At 69.3% G+C, this 19,313-nt stretch carries 12 protein-coding genes; 3 read left to right on the top strand and 9 right to left on the bottom strand.

Annotated elements, in window-relative coordinates; genetic code table 11:
- Window positions 1-51 precede the first annotated feature (51 nt).
- From ACX1D1_RS00395 to ACX1D1_RS00385, 3 genes are all read left to right on the top strand, one after another.
- The gene (locus ACX1D1_RS00395) at window positions 52-2,463 is read left to right on the top strand and encodes a glycoside hydrolase family 3 protein (protein WP_459055448.1); all 2,412 of its coding nucleotides are present in this window, start codon (window positions 52-54) and stop codon (window positions 2,461-2,463) included.
- Window positions 2,460-3,947 (top strand): glycoside hydrolase family 43 protein, encoded by a 1,488-nt coding sequence (locus ACX1D1_RS00390; protein WP_459055446.1) that lies wholly within the window; start codon window positions 2,460-2,462, stop codon window positions 3,945-3,947. The genes ACX1D1_RS00395 and ACX1D1_RS00390 overlap by 4 nt, the downstream gene beginning before the upstream one ends.
- A 1,067-nt stretch (window positions 3,948-5,014) precedes the next feature.
- Window positions 5,015-5,641 (top strand): chromosomal replication initiator protein DnaA, encoded by a 627-nt coding sequence (locus tag ACX1D1_RS00385; protein WP_182798933.1) that lies wholly within the window; start codon window positions 5,015-5,017, stop codon window positions 5,639-5,641.
- A 105-nt stretch (window positions 5,642-5,746) separates the two neighbouring features.
- On the opposite strand, the gene ACX1D1_RS00380 is transcribed toward ACX1D1_RS00385, so the two are convergent.
- The 9 genes from ACX1D1_RS00380 to pta form a co-directional block, all read right to left on the bottom strand.
- A complete protein-coding gene (locus ACX1D1_RS00380) occupies window positions 5,747-5,869 on the bottom strand; it encodes a methionine/alanine import family NSS transporter small subunit (RefSeq protein ID WP_182781340.1) in 123 nt (40 codons plus the stop codon).
- Window positions 5,866-7,485 carry a sodium-dependent transporter gene (locus ACX1D1_RS00375; RefSeq protein WP_459055444.1) on the bottom strand — a complete coding sequence of 540 codons (1,620 nt, stop codon included), beginning with the start codon at window positions 7,483-7,485 and terminating at the stop codon, window positions 5,866-5,868. Before ACX1D1_RS00375 ends, ACX1D1_RS00380 begins: the two co-directional genes overlap by 4 nt.
- 170 nt (window positions 7,486-7,655) lie before the next feature.
- Window positions 7,656-8,426 carry a peroxide stress protein YaaA gene (yaaA, locus tag ACX1D1_RS00370; protein ID WP_182781342.1) on the bottom strand — a complete coding sequence of 257 codons (771 nt, stop codon included), beginning with the start codon at window positions 8,424-8,426 and terminating at the stop codon, window positions 7,656-7,658.
- A gap of 21 nt (window positions 8,427-8,447) precedes the next feature.
- Window positions 8,448-12,047, bottom strand: a complete 3,600-nt coding sequence (locus ACX1D1_RS00365; protein ID WP_459055443.1) for an nSTAND1 domain-containing NTPase — start codon at window positions 12,045-12,047, stop codon at window positions 8,448-8,450.
- A gap of 321 nt (window positions 12,048-12,368) precedes the next feature.
- Window positions 12,369-14,075 carry an FAD-binding oxidoreductase gene (locus ACX1D1_RS00360; protein WP_459055441.1) on the bottom strand — a complete coding sequence of 569 codons (1,707 nt, stop codon included), beginning with the start codon at window positions 14,073-14,075 and terminating at the stop codon, window positions 12,369-12,371.
- Window positions 14,072-14,875 (bottom strand): lysophospholipid acyltransferase family protein, encoded by an 804-nt coding sequence (locus ACX1D1_RS00355; RefSeq protein ID WP_370585666.1) that lies wholly within the window; start codon window positions 14,873-14,875, stop codon window positions 14,072-14,074. Before ACX1D1_RS00355 ends, ACX1D1_RS00360 begins: the two co-directional genes overlap by 4 nt.
- A 1-nt stretch (window position 14,876) precedes the next feature.
- Entirely contained in the window at window positions 14,877-15,653 is a 777-nt protein-coding gene (locus ACX1D1_RS00350; protein ID WP_182798931.1) for an SDR family NAD(P)-dependent oxidoreductase, read from the bottom strand.
- 149 nt (window positions 15,654-15,802) lie between these two features.
- Window positions 15,803-16,993 carry an acetate kinase gene (locus ACX1D1_RS00345; RefSeq protein WP_182781346.1) on the bottom strand — a complete coding sequence of 397 codons (1,191 nt, stop codon included), beginning with the start codon at window positions 16,991-16,993 and terminating at the stop codon, window positions 15,803-15,805.
- Between the two features lie 18 nt (window positions 16,994-17,011).
- A complete protein-coding gene (gene pta, locus ACX1D1_RS00340) occupies window positions 17,012-19,069 on the bottom strand; it encodes a phosphate acetyltransferase (RefSeq protein WP_459055440.1) in 2,058 nt (685 codons plus the stop codon).
- Window positions 19,070-19,313: the final 244 nt, after the last annotated feature.

The raw sequence follows: 19,313 nt of genomic DNA, 5'->3' as shown, positions 1-19,313 counted from the left end.
CCGCCTCCCCGACCCACACCACCCCTGACTGAAGCACGGGAGAGACCAACAATGACCCACATCGACGCCCTCGTGGCGCAGCTCGACCTACCCACCAAGGTCCGACTCCTCACCGGCGAGGACTTCTGGACCACCATCGAGATCCCCGAGATCGGGCTGCGCAAGATGACCCTCTCCGACGGCCCTTCCGGGGTGCGCGGCCCGGTCTGGGACGAGCGGTCTCCGTCGCTGAACATGCCGTCGGCCACCGCCCTGGCCTCGTCCTGGGACGTCGAGCTGGCCGGCGAGTACGGTGCCGCAGCGGCGTCCGAGGCCCGCCGCAAGGGTGTGGACTGGGTGCTCGGCCCCACCATCAACCTCCACCGCTCGCCGCTCGGCGGCCGCCACTTCGAGTGCTTCAGCGAGGACCCGGTGCTCACCGGCGAGCTGGCCGCCTCCTACGTCGCGGGGCTGCAGGACAACGGCGTGGCCGCGACACCCAAGCACTACGTGGCCAACGACTTCGAGACCGACCGCTTCACCGTCGACGTCGTCGCCGGCGAGCGCACGCTGCGCGAGCTCTACCTCGCGCCGTTCGAGCGGGCCGTCGAGGCGGGCACCTGGTCCATCATGAGCGCCTACAACTCAGTCAACGGCGCCACCATGACCGAGAACGATCTCCTACGCGACCCCCTCCGCGGCGAGTGGGGCTGGGATGGAGTCGTGGTCAGCGACTGGACCGCGGTCCGCAGCACCGCCGCCGCCAATGCCGAGCAGGATCTCGAGATGCCCGCCCCCGGAGTGTGGGGCGATGCGCTGCTCAAGGCGGTCGAGTCCGGCGAGGTGCCTGAGGAGGCCATCGACCGGCACGTCGCTCGGCTCCTGCTCCTCGCGGAGCGCGTCGGCGCGCTCGGCGACGCGCAACCGAAGATCCCGGCCGAGGTGGACGGCATCGGATTCGTGCGCCGAGCCGCGGCCGAAGGCATGGTGTTGCTCTCCAACGACGGCATCCTTCCGCTCGACGCGTCGGGGCTGACGAGCGTGGCACTGATCGGCCACAACGCCGACGAGGCCCGCACCCAGGGCGGGGGCAGCGCCACCGTCGTGCCGGAGAGCGTGGTGAACCCCCTCGACGGGCTCCGGGCCGCGCTGCCCGGCGTCGACGTGACCTACAGCCTCGGGGCGGTGGTGCAGGAGGGTGTCGCGGCCATCAACCCGGAGCAGCTGACCAACCCCCGCACCGGCGGTCGCGGACTGGTGGCCACCTTTCTCGACGCCGCCGGCAACGAGGTGATGACCGAGGACCGCTTCGCCACCTCCCTGACCTGGTTCGGGGGTGGAGAGGACGTCATCCTGAAGGCCGCCGTGCTCGCGCTGGACACCCGCTTCACGCCTGCGGTCACGGAGGAGCGCGAGCTCGGCTTCGCCACCTCGATGCGCGGGCGGGTGTTCATCGACGGCGAACTCCTCTTCGAGGACCAGCCCATCGTCACGGGGACCGATCTCGGGGCCGCCCTCCTCGCGCCGCCGTCGGAGACGCGCCCGGTGCGGTTGACCGCAGGGAAGCCCGTGGACCTGCGCGTCGAGTTCGACCTGGCGTCCACGCAGTTCGCCCTCATCGGCGCCATCGGGGTCACCTTCGGCACCGCGCCTGCCAACCACGACCCCGACGACCTGATTAGCGCCGCGGCGAACGCCGCCGCCGCCGCGGACGTGGCCGTCGTCGTGGTGGGCACCAACTCCAAGGTCGAGTCCGAGGGCTACGACCGCGAGAACCTGGACCTCCCCGGCCGCCAGGACGACCTCGTCCGCGCCGTCGCCGCGGCCAACCCGAAGACCATCGTCATCGTCAACTCCGGGTCCCCGGTCCTCATGCCGTGGCGGGGCGACGTGGCCGCCGTCCTGGTGGGCTACTTCGGAGGCCAGGAGTTCGGCAACGCCATCGCCGACGTGCTGATGGGGGAGGCGGAGCCGGGTGGCCGCCTGCCCACCACATGGCCCGCGGCCCTCGAGGACGTGCCCGTCCTCAACTGCACCCCCGAGGACGGCACCGTGCGCTACGACGAGGGCATCCACATCGGCCACCGCGCCTGGCTGAAGGCGGGCGTCAGCCCGGCCTTCGAGTTCGGACACGGCCTCGGGTACACGTCGTGGGAGCTCGCCGACGCCACCGTCGAGACGGGTGCCGACGGCGTGGCCGTCCGGGTCCGCGTGACCAACACTGGAAACCGCGCGGGCAAGCACGTGGTGCAGGTGTACGCCTCTCGCGAGCCCAGCGCTGTGGACCGCCCGGTGAGGTGGCTCGCCGGGTTCGCCCCCGTCCGGCTCGAGGCCGGCCAGACGTCCACCGTCGAGATCACCATCGCACGTCGTCGATTCCAGCACTTCGACGGCGGGTGGCAACTGGAGCCCGGCACGTTCTCGCTCCACGTCGGCTCCAGCGTGACCGACACCCCCCTGACCCTGGATGTTGAGCTGTCGTGAACCTCCCCAACCCCCTCATCCCCGGCTTCAACCCCGACCCGAGCATCGTGCGGGTGGGGAAGGACTACTACCTCGCCACCTCCACCTTCGAGTACCTCCCTGGCCTGCCGATCTACCACTCCACGGACCTGGTCACGTGGACCCACGTCTCCAACGTGGCGGTGCGTGACGAGCAGTTGGGCGTGGTCAACGCGCCCACCAACCTGGGCGTCTGGGCACCGACCATCCGGTTCCACGACGGGCTCTTCTACCTCATCGTCACCGACACCGCCGGCCGCGGCACGTGCATCTTCACCGCCACCGACCCGGCCGGAGAGTGGAGCGACGGCGTGGTGGTGGACCTTGAGGGCATCGACCCCGATCTGGCCTGGGACGAGGACGGCACCGCCTACATCACGTACTCCGGCCTGGTGCTCTCGGGCCCCGACATCGGCGCGCATCGCGGCATCGAGCAGATCGTCGTCGACGTTGCCACCGGGGAGGTGCTGGAGCCGAAGCGGTCGCTGTGGTCCGGCGACGGCGGCATGTTCCCGGAGGCGCCGCACCTCTACGCGATCGGCGACCACTGGTACCTGATGGTCGCGGAGGGCGGCACCGAGCGCGGCCACTCCATCTCGATCGCACGCTCGCACTCGCCGCGAGGCCCGTTCGTCTCGTGCCCCGACAACCCGCTGGTCACCGCACGCGGCACCGCGCGGCCCGTCCAGTGCACGGGCCACGGCGACCTCGTCGAGGGCCCCGACGGCCAGTGGTACGTCGTGATGCTCGGCACCCGTCCCCGCGGCATGGTGCGCTCATTCTCCGCGTTGGGTCGCGAGACCTTCATCTCGCCGGCGCGCTGGACGCGCGACGAGTGGCTGGAGATCGACCCTGTCGAGCTCAACCCGCGCGACGGTTTCGGCTGGTCCGAGGACTTCGACGGCCCGCTCGGGCCGGAGTGGATGGGTGTGCGTCGTCTGCCGGCACGGGTCGCCGACCTCCAGATCCGCCCCGGTTGGCTGACGCTCACCGGTGAGGGCGAGGGCATGGGCGCCTTCCGGCCCGTGTTCGTCGGCCACCGCCAGGAGCACCAGACGTGTGAGATCCGCGCCGTCGTGGATGCCTCCCAGGGCATCGGCGGACTCGCGGTCCGCTACGACGAGGAGTTCCACTACGAGGTCGAGGCGGCCGGCGGCAGGGTCACGGCTCGCGCCGTCATCCCCGGCTTCGTCCGCGAGTCCTCCTTGGAGGTGGGCGACGGCCCCGTGACGCTCGTCGTGACCTCCGCGGTTCCCGCCGCGAAGGGGCTCGGGCACCCGTCCTCCGACATCGTCTCCCTGGGTGTCGTCGACGGGTCCGGCAGCGTCCGCGTGCTCGAGGAGGTCGACGCCCGCTACCTGTCCAATGAGGTCGCCGCCTCCTTCACGGGCCGCGTGTTCGGCGTCTACGCGACGGAGGGCAAGGTCGCGGTCGATCGCATCGACTACTGGGGCGACAACTCCTGACGGCGGCGTGGCGCCTCCCCAGCGCTCCATGAGGAGGGTCGCCCGCGGAGCGGCGGGGCCCGTCCCCATCGCTCCCTGAGGAGGCGCGCCGCCGAAGGCGCGGGTGCCGTCTCGAAGGGTCGTGACTACCACCTTCACGCAGTTCTTGTGGTCGGGTGCGGTGAGGCGTGAGTCGATGCCCGGGCGGCCGTTGTCCATGTTCTTGAGGTTGTCGCGGCCGGGTCCGTGGCTGGGTTGTTGTGGCCGCCCGGGCATCGTCTCGCGTCTCCCCGCACTGGTCATGCCTGTGGCGTTGCCTTGTTCCGGGTGTGGGCCGGCAGGGCGGCGTTGGGGTCGGGTCTGCTTGAGCGGGATGCCAGCTGGGTGATCGTCGGGTTGGGCACCGCTGCGCAGTGCCGCCCTGCCGTCCCCCACCCTTGCTCTCAGGTGCGGGACCCTCTGTGATCGAACGTGGCTGCCCGCCGACAGCTGGGTGAGCCGGGCCGAGCCGCGCAGCGGCGCAGCCGCGTCGAAGCCTCTGGCACCTGGTCCGGTGTCTCGACCGACGTTCCGCCGCGGAGGCGGGACGCCAGTGCCGCCCTTCACGCTCAACCGAGGGCAGGGTGACCGGCACTACGGGCACGTTTCCGCGCAGAGGAGAACCCCACCATCAGCGGATCAGGGAGCCATGGCCTACAGCTCGCCTCGGCGAACTCGCGGCTGCCTCGGACCTCAGGAGAGTGGGGCGCGGAATCGTGCCCGTAATGGCACCCTCTGGTGGGCCCCCCGAGCGTGGAGCCCCGCACTGGCGCCCCGCCTCCGCGGACTTGGGATCCTGGTCGAGGTGATCGACCCCGACCCGCCTGACAACGACGACCTCATCCGCCGCAGCGCCGCGGTCTGGGCCAGTAACGCCCTGCGGTCCATGACACGCCCAACCGGACTTGCCTTCAAGTCAGCCAGCGGAGTGGGCCCTGCCCTGATCCACGCTCACGCTGAACCAGGGCGAGGCCAGGGGTGTCACCGGGTGGCGTGTGGACCTCCGATCCAGGACAATCATGAGGTAGCAACGCCTTTGAAGGAGCGCCATGTCCGACCAGCCCGGATTCCGCCAGCCCGATCCGCAGGAGTCGCCCACCTACCCCGGGTCGGCAGACCCGTACGCGCAGCCCCTGGAGCAGAGCGGCCAGACCGAGCGGATGCCCATCTACCCGCCGAGCTCCCCGGATCCCTACGCGCAGCCCACCTATGGCGAGCTGCCGCGCGACGGCGGGTCCGCGACGGGCTACGCGCAGCCGGCCTACGGCGATCCGGCCCAGCCCTCCTACGGCGCCGACTACGGCCAGACCCCCTACGGCCAGGCGCCGTACGGCCAGGGAATCCCGCCGTCTTACGGCGTGGCGCCCTACGGCCAGCAGGCCTACGGCCAGCAGCCCGGCTACGGCTACGGCTACCCGGAACACCCTCAGGCCACCACCATCCTGGTGCTCGGCATTCTGGGCTTCTTCGTGCCCATCGTGCCGTTCGTCGCCTGGTACATGGGCGGCCAGATCAAGAGACAGATCGAGTCCGGCGCGCCGTATCAGTGGGACGGAACCCTGAAGATCGGCTATCTGATCGGCAAGATCCTGGGCATCATCCAGATCGCCTCGGTGGTCCTCACCATCGTCTGGTTGGTCTTCATGTTCGGGCTCTTCGCCACCACCGGCTTCTAGCATCGCCCAGGCGCCCCTACACGCCTGAGACCCCCACGGGGTCGGGAGACGAAGGGGGCGGGCCGACCTGATGGTCGACCCGCCCCCTTCGTCGGTTTCTGAGGGTCAGTCGTCGCCCTCGTCGACGACGACCTCCGGCGTGCGCACGAGGTGCACGATCGAGGCGGCGAGCCCGCCCCACAGGGTGAGCATTGCGATGATCATCATGATCAGTGCGGTGGTGGTCATTTCGCCATGATCTCCTCGTACCTGGCGTCGAGAGCATCCTCGTCGACGTGAGTGATGGTGGAACGCTTCCACGGCGTGAACGCCAGCGCCGCGGCCACGACGATCAGCAACGCAGACATGCCCCAGCCGAAGAAGCCCAGCATGCCCAGCGGGTAGTCACCGTAGGGCGCGGTGACCTTGGTGATTACCTCATTGACCAGGATGTATCCCAGGACAATGGGCACCACAACGCCCACCAGGACCAGCCAGAGCCGGCCGAAGCGGATGCTCGAGACGCGGTCCACGTGGCGCTGCAGCAGCGGCAGCTTGCGTAGCACCCAGGCCACCACGACCACCATCGAGAAGGCTCCGGCGAGGATGCCGAACTTGTTGATGAACTCGTCCGTGATGTCCAGGAAGTAGAGCCCCGTCGTCGTGGGGAGGAGCAGCATCGAGACCAGTGCCATCGGCACGCTGACGGCCAGCGTGGCCTTGAGTCGGCCCAGGCCGAGCTTGTCCTGGATAGCCGCGACCACGACCTCCACGATGGAGATCATCGAGGTGAACCCGGCGAACACCAGCGAGGCGAAGAACAGTACGCCGAGTAGAGGTCCGAAGGACGTCGAAGACACGATGCTGGGGAAGGCGATGAACGCGAGCCCGATGCCGCCGGCCGCGACCTCTTCCATCGGCTGGCCCGTGGCCTGCATGAGGAAGCCGAGCGCCGCGAACACGCCGATGCCGGCGAGCAGCTCGAAGCCCGAGTTGGCGAACGCCACCACGAGCCCGGACCCGCTGAGGTTGGTGCGGCGCCTCAGGTAGGACGAGTAGGTGATCATGATGCCGAAGCCGACAGACAGCGAGAAGAAGATCTGGCCGTAGGCGGCGGCCCACACCCCTGGGTCTCCCAAGGCGGCCCAGTTCGGGGTGAAGAAGGCGTTGAGGCCATCCATCGCGCCCGGCAGGGTGACAGCCTGGATGACCAGGACGAGGAACATGACCACAAGCAGCGGAATCATGATCACGTTGGCGCGGGCGATGCCCCGCTTGACCCCGAGCGCGATGACCGCGATGACCAGGATCCACACCGCAGCCATCGGGATAGCGACCTGAGGCACGAAGTCGAAGCCGACGCTCGGCGTCTCCGCCACCTGCAGGAACTCGCCCATCAGGAAGCCGCCCGGATCGTCGCCCCAGGCCTCGGTGAAGCTGAAGAAGAAGTACATCGCGGCCCAGGCCAGGATGGCGGCGTAGTAGACGGCGATGACGAAGCACACCAGCACCTGCCACCAGCCGAACACTTCGGTCCACTTCTTCCCGGCGCGACGGAGAGCAAGCGGGGGAGCGGAGCGGTAGCGATGCCCCAGCGCGTAGTCGAAGAAGAGCAGCGGAATGCCTGCGGTCAACAGAGCGACCAGGTAGGGGATGACGAACGCGCCGCCGCCGTTGGTGTAGGCGACATACGGGAAACGCCAGATGTTGCCCAGGCCGACGGCGGAGCCGATGGCGGCGAGGATGAACACGTTTCGTGAGTGGAAGACCTCACGGTTCGCGGTCTTGGGTTCGGACATGTGCCCTCCCTTCAGGGAGTGGGGGTGTGCTGACCCGCGTAGCGTATTCCACGCAACCCGCCGCATGCGGGCGGGTGGGGATTTGGTCCGTCGTGTCGCGCGAGCCCCCGGTCTGCTGGAGCAGGAGTCTCAGGCGGCGGATCTGGTGTCGACTACGCCACCAGATCCGCCTCTCAGTCGTCGGGGCCCGGCTGCACCGCACCCATCGGGGCCGGCTCCACCCCACTCGGAGGGGCTCATCGGACGAAGACCGGCTGGTCCTTCGTGGAGCGGGCCTCATCGTAGGCGTAGCCGTCGCCGTCGAAGTCCGCGAGCTTCCCGGGCGTGCGCACCCGGCCACGGATCATCCAGCCGGCCATGGTGCCGCGGGCCCGCTTGGCGTGGAAGCTGACCACCCGAGGCTTCCCGTGTGGGTCCCGGTCCTCGAAGCGCGGGCTGATGATGCGGGCACCGAGGCGCTCGGGCCGCACCGATGCGAAGTACTCCTGCGAGGCCAGGTTGATCAGGACGTCGGCGCCGGGCGACTCGTCGAGGTCGCGACGCAGCAGGTCGGTGACCTGATCGCCCCACCAGTCATACAGAGAAAGGCCCCGCCCCGTTTCCAGGCGGGTCCCCATCTCGAGCCGGTGCGGCTGGATCAGGTCCAGCGGGCGCAGGAGACCGTATAGGCCGGACAGGACGCGCAGCGTCTTCTGGGCCTCGGTGAAGTCCCGCTCGTCCAGGGTCCGCGCAGCCAGGCCCTGGTACACGTCACCGTTGAAGGCCAGCACCGCCGGCCGGGCGCTACGGGGTGTGTGGTCGGCTGTGAACTCCGCGTATCGGGTGGCGTTGAGGTGGGCCAGGTCGTCGGAGATGTGCATGAGCGCCGCAATGTCCGACGGGGACTTCTCGCGCATGATCTCGATGAGCTCGCTGGCTTCGCCGAGCAGCCTGGGCTCGGACCGCTTCCTCGTGGGCAGCGGAGACTCGAAGTCCAGCGACTTGGCCGGCGACAGCACGGTGAGCATGGCAGCGAGTCTAACGCCCCCTCAGCAGCCGTCGGTCAGCTCGACCCCGGGCACCAGCGCATCCCACTCCTCCTGTGACACGCGGGACCCGAACCGGCCGCACAGGTCCTCGACGGCGGCCTTCGGGTCGTCGGGCCAGGCGACGGCGCGGCCCCCGTTGAGCGCCATCACGAAGTGGCCGTCGACCCACGCCGCCCCGGTGAGGTTGGTGGCCTCCGGCCTCAGCGACAGCTCGAGGCGCGCCGAGCCGTCATCGATGCGCCACACCCAGAGCCGCCCCGCCCGGGTGGCGGCGTACAGCAGGTCGCCGCCGCGTCCGAAGCCCACCTGCGTCAACTCGGACTGCGCCTGGTTCAGCTCGTGCAGGACCTGCGGAGCCTCAGGCGTGGAGACATCGAAGACGGTGATCCGCCCCGCGGTGTCGCCGACGGCGAGGGTGCCTCGAGCCGAGAATGCGTAGTCGATGGGAATGGCGTCGTCCGCCAACGTCAGGGTGGCGGCCTCCTCCGGGCCGTTGTCGGTGAGCCGCCACAGGACGGCCGACTTGCCGTCGACGTGCATGGCCACGAACGTGCTCTCGTCGGGTGTGAACCCCGACCCGCCGGGCCAGGTGTCTTCCAGGACGCTGACGAGCGCCCAGCCGTCCCCGTCGCGTTCGAAGAGGCGGTAGCCGGGCTCGCCGCGGTAGCCGAGCGACAGATAACGCCCCGACGCGGACACCTCGACATCCGCCAGACCGCCCTGACCGGGCATACGGTCCACCGCCTCGAACCCGTCCTCGGTCCGTTCGAGGGTGACCAGCGTGCCGCCCTCGGTGAGATTGACCAGCACGGAGGCATCCTCGCTCAGGATGGCGAAGCCGTTGTAGGTGTCGCCGTCGGCCGGAGCCTCGACGGGGAGCTCCACCCAGGCGTCGTCGTCGCGTCCCAGCACCAGCCCGCCGGAGGAGGAGCCCAGCATCACGGCGTCGGCGCCGCCATACACACCGAAGAAGCGGCCCTCCGCCAGCTGCAGGACCCTCGGGTCCTCAGCCGTGGGCCAGGCGGTCACCGCGCCGCCCGTCGCGCCCGCGAGCAGGACATCGCCGCGCGCACCCAGGCTGGTCACGACCGTCGGCTCGGGGAAACTGCGCACCAACTCCCACCCGGGGAGGTACTCACGCAGCTCCCCGAAGGCCCCTCCGACCAGGAGCCGGTCCCCGAGGTGCCGGACTGCGTTGGCTGAGGCCTCGAACTCGACCGAGTCGATCAGGGAGGGGCCGGCGGGCGGCGTGGCGAAGCGGTAGCCGAACCCCTGCGTGGTCCCAGCAAGCACCTCGCTGCCGTCCGGAGAGGTGTTCATGGAGATCACGGTGCCGGCGACGGCCAGATCGGCCTGCCGCGTGCCGTCGACGCCGAACACCGTCACGGTGTCGCTCACGCCACCGACGAAGACGGTCTCGGGCGTCATCGCCAACCCCGTCACCGCCATCGGCTCGTCGAGGCTGAGATCGGGCAACGGCACCGGGGCATCCGGGTCGGCGAGGTCCACACGGCGCACGTCACCCTCGAGGGTGCCGACGGCGACCGTTGGACCGGACCACGCAGCGCTGTACGCGACGGTGTCGTCTCCCAACTCCAGGAGCCTGGTGGGTTCACCGGTGACGTCCCACACTGCAGCGGTCTGCTGGCCCCCGACCAGGACCAGGGCGCGCCCCGCCACGGTCGCGCCCTCGAGGACGAACAGCTGGCCGCCGCCGCTGTCGAACGTCTCGGCCTCGCCCGTGATCGAGCCGCCGCGCCACAGCGTCACGCTCCCGGAGCTGTCAGCGCGTAGCGTCACATCCGCCCCGTCGACGTGGGACACCATGGTGGTCCCACTCGGCCCGACGGACCGCGTCGACAGTGGGGTGCCGGCTGACTTGAGCACCGCCGAGCGACTTTCCACGCTCTCGTCGAGCGCCAGGGAGGCCACGCTCAACTGCGCCGCGCGGTTGGGGGCGGACGGCCGGATCTCGTCCGCGATGAGCGCCAGCTGCCGCGCCTGCGCCGATCGTTCCGAGGCCTGTGCGGCCTGGCGCAGGCTGGAAGACTGCAGGCCGGCCCCCACCGCCACGACGAGCATCGCGAGGGCGATCGCGGCGGCGGCGACGGCGAGTTGCTGCCGTCGGCGCAGCGTGCGGATCGTGTCCGCCTGCGCGCGCTGCTGGGCGTCTGCCAGATCGAGGCTGGCGGTGATGAAGCTGTTCTCCCGGGCAGACAGAAGCGGGGCGCCCGCCTGCCTGGCCCACGTGCTCCACAGCTCGGCCTCCACCGGCATCAGAGCGTCGTCCTGCCTGCCGCCCTCCTCCCACACCTGGGCCGCCATCTGGATGCGGCGCGCGATGAGCAGGGACGTCCGCTCCTCGTCGATCCAGCCGCGGAGGCGCTGCCATCTGTTCAGCAGGGCATCGTGGGACACCGCGACACTGCCGCCGTACAGGGTGAACAGGCGCGACCCGAGGAAGGCGTCGACGATCGGCGACATCTCCTCCGAGAGGTCCTCCAACGGCAGCCTGCCGCGGAGCACACGGTCACCGTCGAGCTGGATCAGGGCGAGCAGGAGCCTCCGGGCCAGCGGCTTCTGCTGCTCGGTGAGGCCGGCGTGGACCGCCTCGGCCTCCTCATCGAGCGCCGACCACAGCCCGCCCATGGCGAGGTAGTGCGTGGGGGTGAGGGTGGCGCCGTGCGCCGCGGCCCAGCAGCGCCGCATTGCGCTGGACAGGAGCGGCAGCGCGGTGCCGGGTGCGGGTTCCCCGTAGAGCCGCAGGTCACGCAGGATGAGCCGGACCAGGTCAGGCGCGACGGTCCGGCCGTGCCGGCGGGCGGGCTCCTCGATGATGCGGGTGTACTCGGCCGTGCTGAGCGGCCCGACGAGGATCGGCGCCGCGAGCGAGGCCGCGAGCCGCTCGTCGCGCATGGCGAACCCGAACGCGTCGGCGGTGATCGCCACCACCGACGTCACGCGAGGCGGCAGCCCGGTCAGGGCGTCGAAGAACGCGGCGCGCTCGGCGGCGGGGAGTGCAGCGGCCTCCTCCACCTGATCCACCACGAGCAGCACCCGGCCCGGCGGGAGCGTCAGCGTGTGAAGGTCGGCCACCCGCACGGCAACGGGCGTGAACGCAGCCAGCGGCCCATCCGGGGCGCAGGCGGTGCCGATGAGGCCCGCGGCGAGCAGCGATGATTTTCCGGCGCCGGAGTCTCCCAGCACGACGACGGGGCGGGGCGCGTCGTCACGCAGGCAGGCCTCGACCAGAGCCTGGTAGGCGCGCTCCCTGCCCACATAGACGGCGCTCTCCTGCGCCGTGTAGCTGCGCAGGCCCACGAAGGGGGACGCCTCGACGACGGGGGCGGACCTGGCGGATGCCACCGCCCGCTGCCAGGCCTCGCGCTCCTCCGGCGAGGTCACCAGCCCCAGTGCCTCGAGCAGGTCGAGGAAGTTGGAGGTGAGCGCCGGTGTTGGCAGCCTTCCCTCGAACCAGCCCTGGGCAGTCGACGGCGGCACCTTCGCCAGCGACGCCGCTCGGCGGATCGAGAGGTTGGTGGCGTGTCGCGCCGCGCCGATGTGCTCGGCGAGGGCCTCGCGGCTCAGTGGTGGCTGCATGGCGGCACGATACTTGCCCCGTCCCCCCGCGGATTCGGCGGGTCGTCCCGCATGGACGGGCCTCGCGACACGTGGGCCTGACAACGGGTTTGTGTAACCGGTGCACTCTCGTACAGCTGGTGGTTCGTCTCCGCGGCGGGTTGGTGCCTAGTCTCGGAGATGTCGGCGATCCCCGCCCCGGGGGGATGCGAGGCTGTGGCCTCGCATCGGGGAGGGTGTCCCCCCGGGGGGAGGGCACCAACGAGGCCGCAGACGAACCGAGACCCTCGGATCCAGCACATAGGTGCCGGATCCGAGGGTCTCGTCAGTCAGCGGGGAGGGTCAGGCGTCCAGCGAGTTGGTCGAGATGCCCGGCCGTCCCTCGTGGATGATCTTGCCAGGGTTCAGGTTGTGCCCCGGGTCCACGCCGTCGAACAGTGCACGCTGGATGGATACGCCGGCCGGAGAGATGTCCTGATCCATCCAGGGGCTGTGCTCCTCGCCCACGCCGTGGTGGTGCGACACCGTGCCGTGATTGTCCATGAACGACTGCTGCAGCACGCGCTTGGCCACGTCGTAGGTGACCATGGCGTTGTCCGACTTGTCGGCGATGGCGAACGTGAAGTACTGGCACGCCCCCGAATGGTAGGAGTGGCTGAGGTGGCAGAACACCACGCCGCGCACCCCGATCTCCGCCATCGCCTTGTGGAACGCCGCGACGGTGTTGGTGTGGATCTGCTCCACATAGGCCCACGGCGTAGTGGTCTCGGACACGTCGGCCACCAGGCCGCGGTCCAGCATGAAATCCCGGATGTAGGGGGTGTCGTACTTCTTCTGGTCGTATAGCGAGCCGGGGCCCTTGCCGACGCCGATCCCGCCGTGATTGCGCACGATCTTGGCCACGAGGCCCTTCTCGTAGCGCACGTGAGTGGGGGATCCCTCGTAGCCCACGAAGCTCATGGCGATCTTCTCCAGATCCCAGCCCTTCTGGAGCATGAACCGCTGGATGGCCTTGCTGCTGAGCGAGCCCAGCCGGCTGGACTTCTTCCCGTTGGCCATGATGTATTGCGTCTCAACGGCGTCAGAGACGCGCGCCATCATCACCGAGGCGTCAGACTCGACGATCTCCTGGCAGGCCCGCAGGCCGTCCTCGTACGTGGCGAAGAAGTAGGCCTGCAGCTCCCGCACCTCCGGGATGCGGTGCACGTTGACCCACGCCGACGTGATGATCCCCAGGCGGCCCTCAGACCCCAGCACCATCTCCCGCACGCTCGGACCCGACGACGACGACGGAAGCGGCCGGAGCGTCAGCACCTGGCCGGGCATGACCATGGTGAGACCGCGGCAGATGTCAGCGATGTCACCGTACTTGTCCGACTGCATGCCCGAGGACCGGGTGGCGATCCAGCCGCCCAGCGTGGACCACACGAACGAGTCCGGGTGATGGCCCATCGTCCAGCCCCGTGCCTTCAGCTGGTCCTCCATGTCCGGCCCGAAGACGCCCGCCTCGATGTGAGCGAGCCCGGAGACCTCGTCGATCTCCAGCACTCTGCTCATCCGGCCGAGGTTCACCGACAGCACCTGACGCGTCTCACCGGGCTGCGCCTCCAGGGCGGCGACGATGTTGGACCCACCGCCGAACGGGATGAGCACCGCGTCGGCCGCGACAGCCGCGTCGACGAGCAGCTCCACCTCGCGCTGCGTTCCGGGGTAGAGCACCGCGTCCGGGATGCGTCCCAGCAGGCCGCTGCGGACGCGCAGGAGGTCACGGACACCCTTGCCGAAGGCGTGAACGACGCGGGTCTCGTCGTCGGTCTGCACGAAGCCCTCGCCGATGATCCCGGCGAGCTCGGCCCTCAGCGTGTCCGAGAGACGGCTGGCGGGCACCTCGAGGGAGGAGAACGGAGGGATGGGCTCGACGGGGGCCGTGATGTCCACGCCCACCATCTTCATCACGAAGGGCGGGAACTTCGGCTTGTCCTCGTAGCGGTAGGCCTTGCCTTCCTCACCCCAACCCCACCACTTCTGCTGCTTGACGCCGTCGATCATCGATCCTCCTGCTTATGTGCCTGTTCCTTGGCATCCTCAACCAAGGCGGCGATGTGGGACTTCTGGGCCAGCTCGATGGCCTCGGTGCGGGCATACTCGGCGAGGGTCTTCTTGCCGTAGGCGCGGGCCGTGGTGTCGTGGAGCTGGAGCACCTGGCGGCGCATCCGTTCGTTGAACTCGTGGGCGATCTCGCCCGGGTACGGGGTCATGGGGCGGCCGAACACCACGTGCACCTCAGGCCGGCCCTTCGGGAGGTGTTTCTGCCGCGAAGGCCACGCGTCGAACGCTCCGACGAGGGCCACGGGCAGTGCGGGCACCCCCCTGGAGATGCACAGCGACGCAACGCCCGGGACGAAGGGCGCCATCGCCCCGGTGCGGGAGCGGGTGCCCTCCGGGAACAGCAGGATCGGCACCCCGTCGTCGAGAAGCTGCGCCGACATGCCGCGCTTGCCCTTGCCGCCCTTGCCGCGGTCGATCGCGAAGGCGTTCATGAACAGCGACATCGACATCGACTTCATCCAGTTATCGAAGAAGAAGTCGCCGGCCGCGCCAGTGGCGACGAACTTCGACAGCCGGGTGGGCAGCGAGCACAGGATGAGCGGGGCGTCCAGGTGCGAGGAGTGGTTGCCGAACACCACGAACGCGCCCTCCAACCCGTCCAGGTTGGACAACCCGTGCACGTGGATCTTCAGGATCCGCAGCAGCGCCGGTTTAAGGAGCAGCATCTGGGCCGTCTGGCGCGTGGTGGCCTGAACCTTCGAGGTGTACCTGGTATTGGCCGGATCGACGTCCTTGGCCACGTCAGTGCTTCTTCCGCGACGCGCTCAGCTTGTGGGAGAACCAGCGGGTGAACGACCGCGGGCCGTGGACGGCGATGAAGTTGGCCACCTTCCACTTCAGGGTGGGAACGGAGACGAAGCGCCCCTTCTCGGCGTCCGCGAGCGCCCCTCGCACCAGGGTCTCGGCGTCGATCCACACGATGCTGGGCAGGGACGTGGCCCGGATGCCGGCGCGCTGATGGAACTCGGTGCGCACCCACCCCGGGCAGAGCGCGGTGGACGTGACGCCGGTGCCGCTGAGCTCCAGCGCCAGGGCCTGCGAGTAGGTGGTGCACCAGGCCTTCACCGCCGAGTAGTTGCCGGTGAAGATGGTGCCCGCCGTCGATGAGACGTTGATGATCCGGCCGTGGCCGCGCGCGCGCATCGACCTCGCGGCGGCGCCGCCGAGGATCAGGACGGCCAGGCACATCACGTCGAGGGCCTTGGCGTGCATGTCGATGTCGTTCTTGTCCAGCAGCGTGGTGTGCAGGCCGAACCCCGCGTTGTTGACGAGCAGGTCGACGGGGCGGGCGGGATCCTCGAGACGCTCAGCCACGCGCAGCACATCGGCCCGGACGGCCAGGTCCGCGCTGATCACCTCCACGTCGACCCCGTGCTCCGCCTGCAACTCCGCGGCCACGGACTCAAGCCTGTCGGTGTCGCGGGCAACGAGAATCAGGTGCGTCCCGCGGCCGGCAAGTTCGCGCGCGAACGCGTGTCCGATGCCTGAAGTCCCGCCCGTGATCAGTGCTGAAGCCATGGGATTAAGGTACGCCACCCGGGAGGGTCGCCGCGATGCGTACGGCGCCCTGACGCGCCCGTTCGTTGTAGTCCGACAATCAAAGAGCCGGCTGGTTGTGGGGGTGCCACAACCAGCCGGCCCGCGCAGTCTGTCGACGACGTCCCTGACTACTCGGCGGCCGCGGTGACCGCGACCGTCTCGCGGGCCATGGCCAGCTCCTCATTGGTGGGTACCACGAGGACGCGCACCTTGGACGCCGGGGTGGAGATCTCGCGGGGCTCCCTGGAGCGCACCAGGTTGGCGTGCACGTCCAACTCGAAGCCCAGACCCTTCAGCCGGTCGATGACGGGCCGCCGCACGTGCGCGGCGTTCTCGCCCACGCCGGCGGTGAACACCAGCGCGTCACATCCGCCGAGGATGGCGATGTAGGAGCCGATGTAGCTGACCAGCCGGTGGACGTAGACGTCCAGAGCGAGCCTGGCGCGCTCGTCGCCGGCCTCGATCTGGGCCGCGACATCGCGCATGTCGGTGTAGCCGCACATGCCGCCCATGCCGGACTGCTTGTTGAGCAGGTCGTCGACCTCGTCGATGGTCATCCCGTTGCGCACGAGGTAGGCGTGGAGGCCAGGATCAACATCTCCGGAGCGGGTGCCCATCACCAGGCCTTGCAGAGGGGTGAGACCCATGGACGTGTCCACCGCGACACCGCCGTCGACCGCCGAGATCGACGCCCCGTTGCCGAGATGGCACACGATGATCTTCGTCTCCTCCAGCGGGCGTCCGAGGAACTTGGCCGCCTCCTTGGACACGAAGCTGTGCGAGGTGCCGTGGAAGCCGTACTTCCGCACCCCCAGGCGCTGGGCGGTGTCGTAGTCGACGGCGTAGGTGTAGGCCGCCGGCGGGATGGTGGAGAAGAACGCGGTGTCGAAGATCGCCACGTGCGGCACACCAGGCAGGACCTCCTGCGCGCCGCGGATGCCGGCCACAGCGGGCGGGTTGTGCAGGGGGGCGAGGCCGGAGAGCTCCTCCAGCTGGGCCACCACGTCGTCGTCGATGAGGGTGGAGTGCACCAGCTTCGCCCCGCCGTGCACCACGCGATGACCGACGGCCGTCACGTGGTCCAGGCTGGGTCCGTGGTCCCGGAACATCGCCACCACGGCTGCCACTGCCTCCGTGTGGTTGGCGAACGGGCGCTCGTCGTGATATTCCGCCTCACCCACCTCGTGGGTGATGGTGGAGACGTCCTGCCCGATCCGCTGCACGATGCCGACGGCCTGAGGCACACCGATCGCGGGGTCGAGGTACTGGTACTTGATCGACGACGACCCGCAGTTGAGCAGGAGGATCGGCTGGGACATGACGCCCTTTCTTCGGGTTCAGACCGCCTGGGCCTGGATGGCTGTGATGGTGATGGTGGACACGATGTCGTCGACGAGGGCGCCGCGCGACAGGTCGTTGACGGGCTTGCGCAGACCCTGGAGCATGGGGCCGATGGCCACGGCACCGGAGGTGCGCTGGACGGCCTTGTAGGTGTTGTTGCCGGTGTTGAGGTCCGGGAAGATGAACACGGTGGCGCGGCCCGCGACCTCGGAGCCGGGCATCTTCTTCTTCGCCACCACCTCGTCGACGGCGGCGTCGAACTGGATGGGGCCCTCCACCTTCAGCTCGGGTGCCCGCTCCCGCACCAGGCGGGTGGCCTCGCGGACCTTGTCGACCTCCGCGCCGGAGCCCGAGTCACCCGTCGAGTACGACAGCATGGCCACCCGCGGCTCGATGCCGAAGCTCTCCGCCGTTTTGGCCGACGAGATGGCGATGTCCGCCAGCTGCTCAGCGGTGGGGTCCGGGTTGACGGCGCAGTCCGCATAGACCAGGACGCGATCACTCATGCACATGAGGAACGACCCGGAGACCACCGAGACCCCAGGGGTGGTCTTGATGAACTCCAGCGACGGGCGGATCGTGTTGGCCGTGGTGTTGATGGCTCCGGAGACCATGCCGTCGGCCATGCCGAAGTGCACCATCATGGTGGCGAAGTAGGACAGATCCTTCAACGTCTGACGGGCCTTCTCGATGCTCACGCCCTTGTGGGAGCGGAGTCTGGCATACTCGTCGGAGAACTTCTCCAGCAGCTCGGGATCCTCGGGGTTGACGACGGTGGCGTCTGCGAGGTTCAGGCCCAGCTCGGAGGCGCGACGGCTGATCTTCGCCGAATCTCCCAGGAGGATGATGTCCGCCACAGCCCGCTGCAGCACGACGGCCGCGGCCGTCAGCACCCGGTCGTCGGCGGACTCGGGCAGCACGATGCGCTGCTTGCGGGTGCGCGCCATCTGCATGATCTGGTGCTCGAACATGGTGGGCGTGCGGATCTCGGTTCGCGGCAGGTCGATGGCAGCCAGGAGCGCGGCCTCGTCGACATGCTGGGAGAACAGCGCGCGCGACACCTCGATCTTGCGCGGGGAACTCGTCGAGGTGCCCTGGACGCTCTGCAGCCGCACGGCGGTGGAGAACGTGTCGCGCTGGGTCACCGCGATGGGCAGATCGATCTCAGAGTCTGCGAAGAGCTTGGAGACCGACTCCGGCACCTCGAAGCCGCCGGTCAGGATCAGCGCCGCCAGCGGACCGTAGTCCGGGGAGCGGTGCGCCATCACCAGCCCAGGAAGCAGATCCAGGCGGTCCGCGGGCATGATGACGGTGGCCTCGCGCTTGAGGCGGGGGAGCAGGTTGGGCAGCGTCATGCCCGCCACGATGTTGTGCAGCGACTCGTGGGAGCGGAACTCCGGCTTGCCCAACCATTGGACGGCGTCCACGGCGTCGAACTGGGCGCCCACCAGCGGCGCGGTGAGGACCGGATCCTCGGGAAGCACGGAGATCGCCACGTCCCGCACGGCGCGGAGGGCCGCTCGCAGCGACTCCGCGTCCGCCTCGTCGACGTGGGTGACGATGATGCCGATCACGGTGTTGTGCTTGGCCTCGTACGCCTCGATGGCCGACTCGGCCAGGCGCGCCACCTGCTCGACGGTGCGGCCCAGGGCCTTGCACACGTACAGCACCGGGGCGTTGAGGTTGGCGGCGATCACGGCGTTGTGCCCCAACTCGGACGGGGTCTCGATGTCCTCGTAGTCGGAGCCGAGCACCACCACCGCGTCGTGCGCCGCGGCGAGGGTGCTGTACTTGGCGACGATGGTGTCGATGGCGTCGCCGGTGTTGGCCGCGTAGTCCTCGTAGGTGACGCCGACGGCGTCGTCGAATTTCTCCTTGACGCCCTTCTGTGAGAGGAGCGCTTCGGTGACCGGGTCCGACTCGGTGGAGTGCACGAGCGGGCGGAAGACGCCGATGGAACGCACTTGGCGGGCGAACAGGTCGATGAGGCCGAGGGCGATCGACGACTTGCTGACCTGCCGCTCCGATGAGGCAATGTAAACGCTTTTCGTCACGGGGACACCTTATCGTCCTTTCCGGGAGACCCCGGCCCGTGCTTCCATCGGGGGCAGGAGCTTGAGCATCCGCCCGTCCTCGCTGACCCAGCCGGGCGCCGTGCCTCCCGCTCCCTGAGGAGATCGGCGCGCGAAGCGCCGTACCCCCGCTCCCTGAGGAGATCGGCGCGCGAAGCGCCGTCGATCGTCTCGAAGGGTGGAGTCGCAACGTTCCCGGTGGTCGGAACCACCGTCTGTGCGGTGA

The sequence above is a fragment of the Tessaracoccus luoxuelianae genome, assembly GCF_054483915.1.
The sequence above is the reverse complement of the archived record's forward strand: the minus strand, read 5'-3'. Positions and strand labels throughout refer to the sequence as shown.

Excerpts from the sequence above, each read along its gene's own strand:
- ACX1D1_RS00395 (WP_459055448.1), top strand. The coding sequence starts at position 52 with ATGACCCACATCGACGCCCTCGTGGCGCAGCTCGACCTACCCACCAAG.
- ACX1D1_RS00385 (WP_182798933.1), top strand. The coding sequence starts at position 5,015 with ATGTCCGACCAGCCCGGATTCCGCCAGCCCGATCCGCAGGAGTCGCCC.
- ACX1D1_RS00380 (WP_182781340.1), bottom strand. The coding sequence starts at position 5,869 with ATGACCACCACCGCACTGATCATGATGATCATCGCAATGCTCACCCTG.
- ACX1D1_RS00375 (WP_459055444.1), bottom strand. The coding sequence starts at position 7,485 with ATGCGGCGGGTTGCGTGGAATACGCTACGCGGGTCAGCACACCCCCAC.
- yaaA (WP_182781342.1), bottom strand. The coding sequence starts at position 8,426 with ATGCTCACCGTGCTGTCGCCGGCCAAGTCGCTGGACTTCGAGTCTCCG.
- ACX1D1_RS00365 (WP_459055443.1), bottom strand. The coding sequence starts at position 12,047 with ATGCAGCCACCACTGAGCCGCGAGGCCCTCGCCGAGCACATCGGCGCG.
- ACX1D1_RS00360 (WP_459055441.1), bottom strand. The coding sequence starts at position 14,075 with ATGATCGACGGCGTCAAGCAGCAGAAGTGGTGGGGTTGGGGTGAGGAA.
- ACX1D1_RS00350 (WP_182798931.1), bottom strand. The coding sequence starts at position 15,653 with ATGGCTTCAGCACTGATCACGGGCGGGACTTCAGGCATCGGACACGCG.
- ACX1D1_RS00345 (WP_182781346.1), bottom strand. The coding sequence starts at position 16,993 with ATGTCCCAGCCGATCCTCCTGCTCAACTGCGGGTCGTCGTCGATCAAG.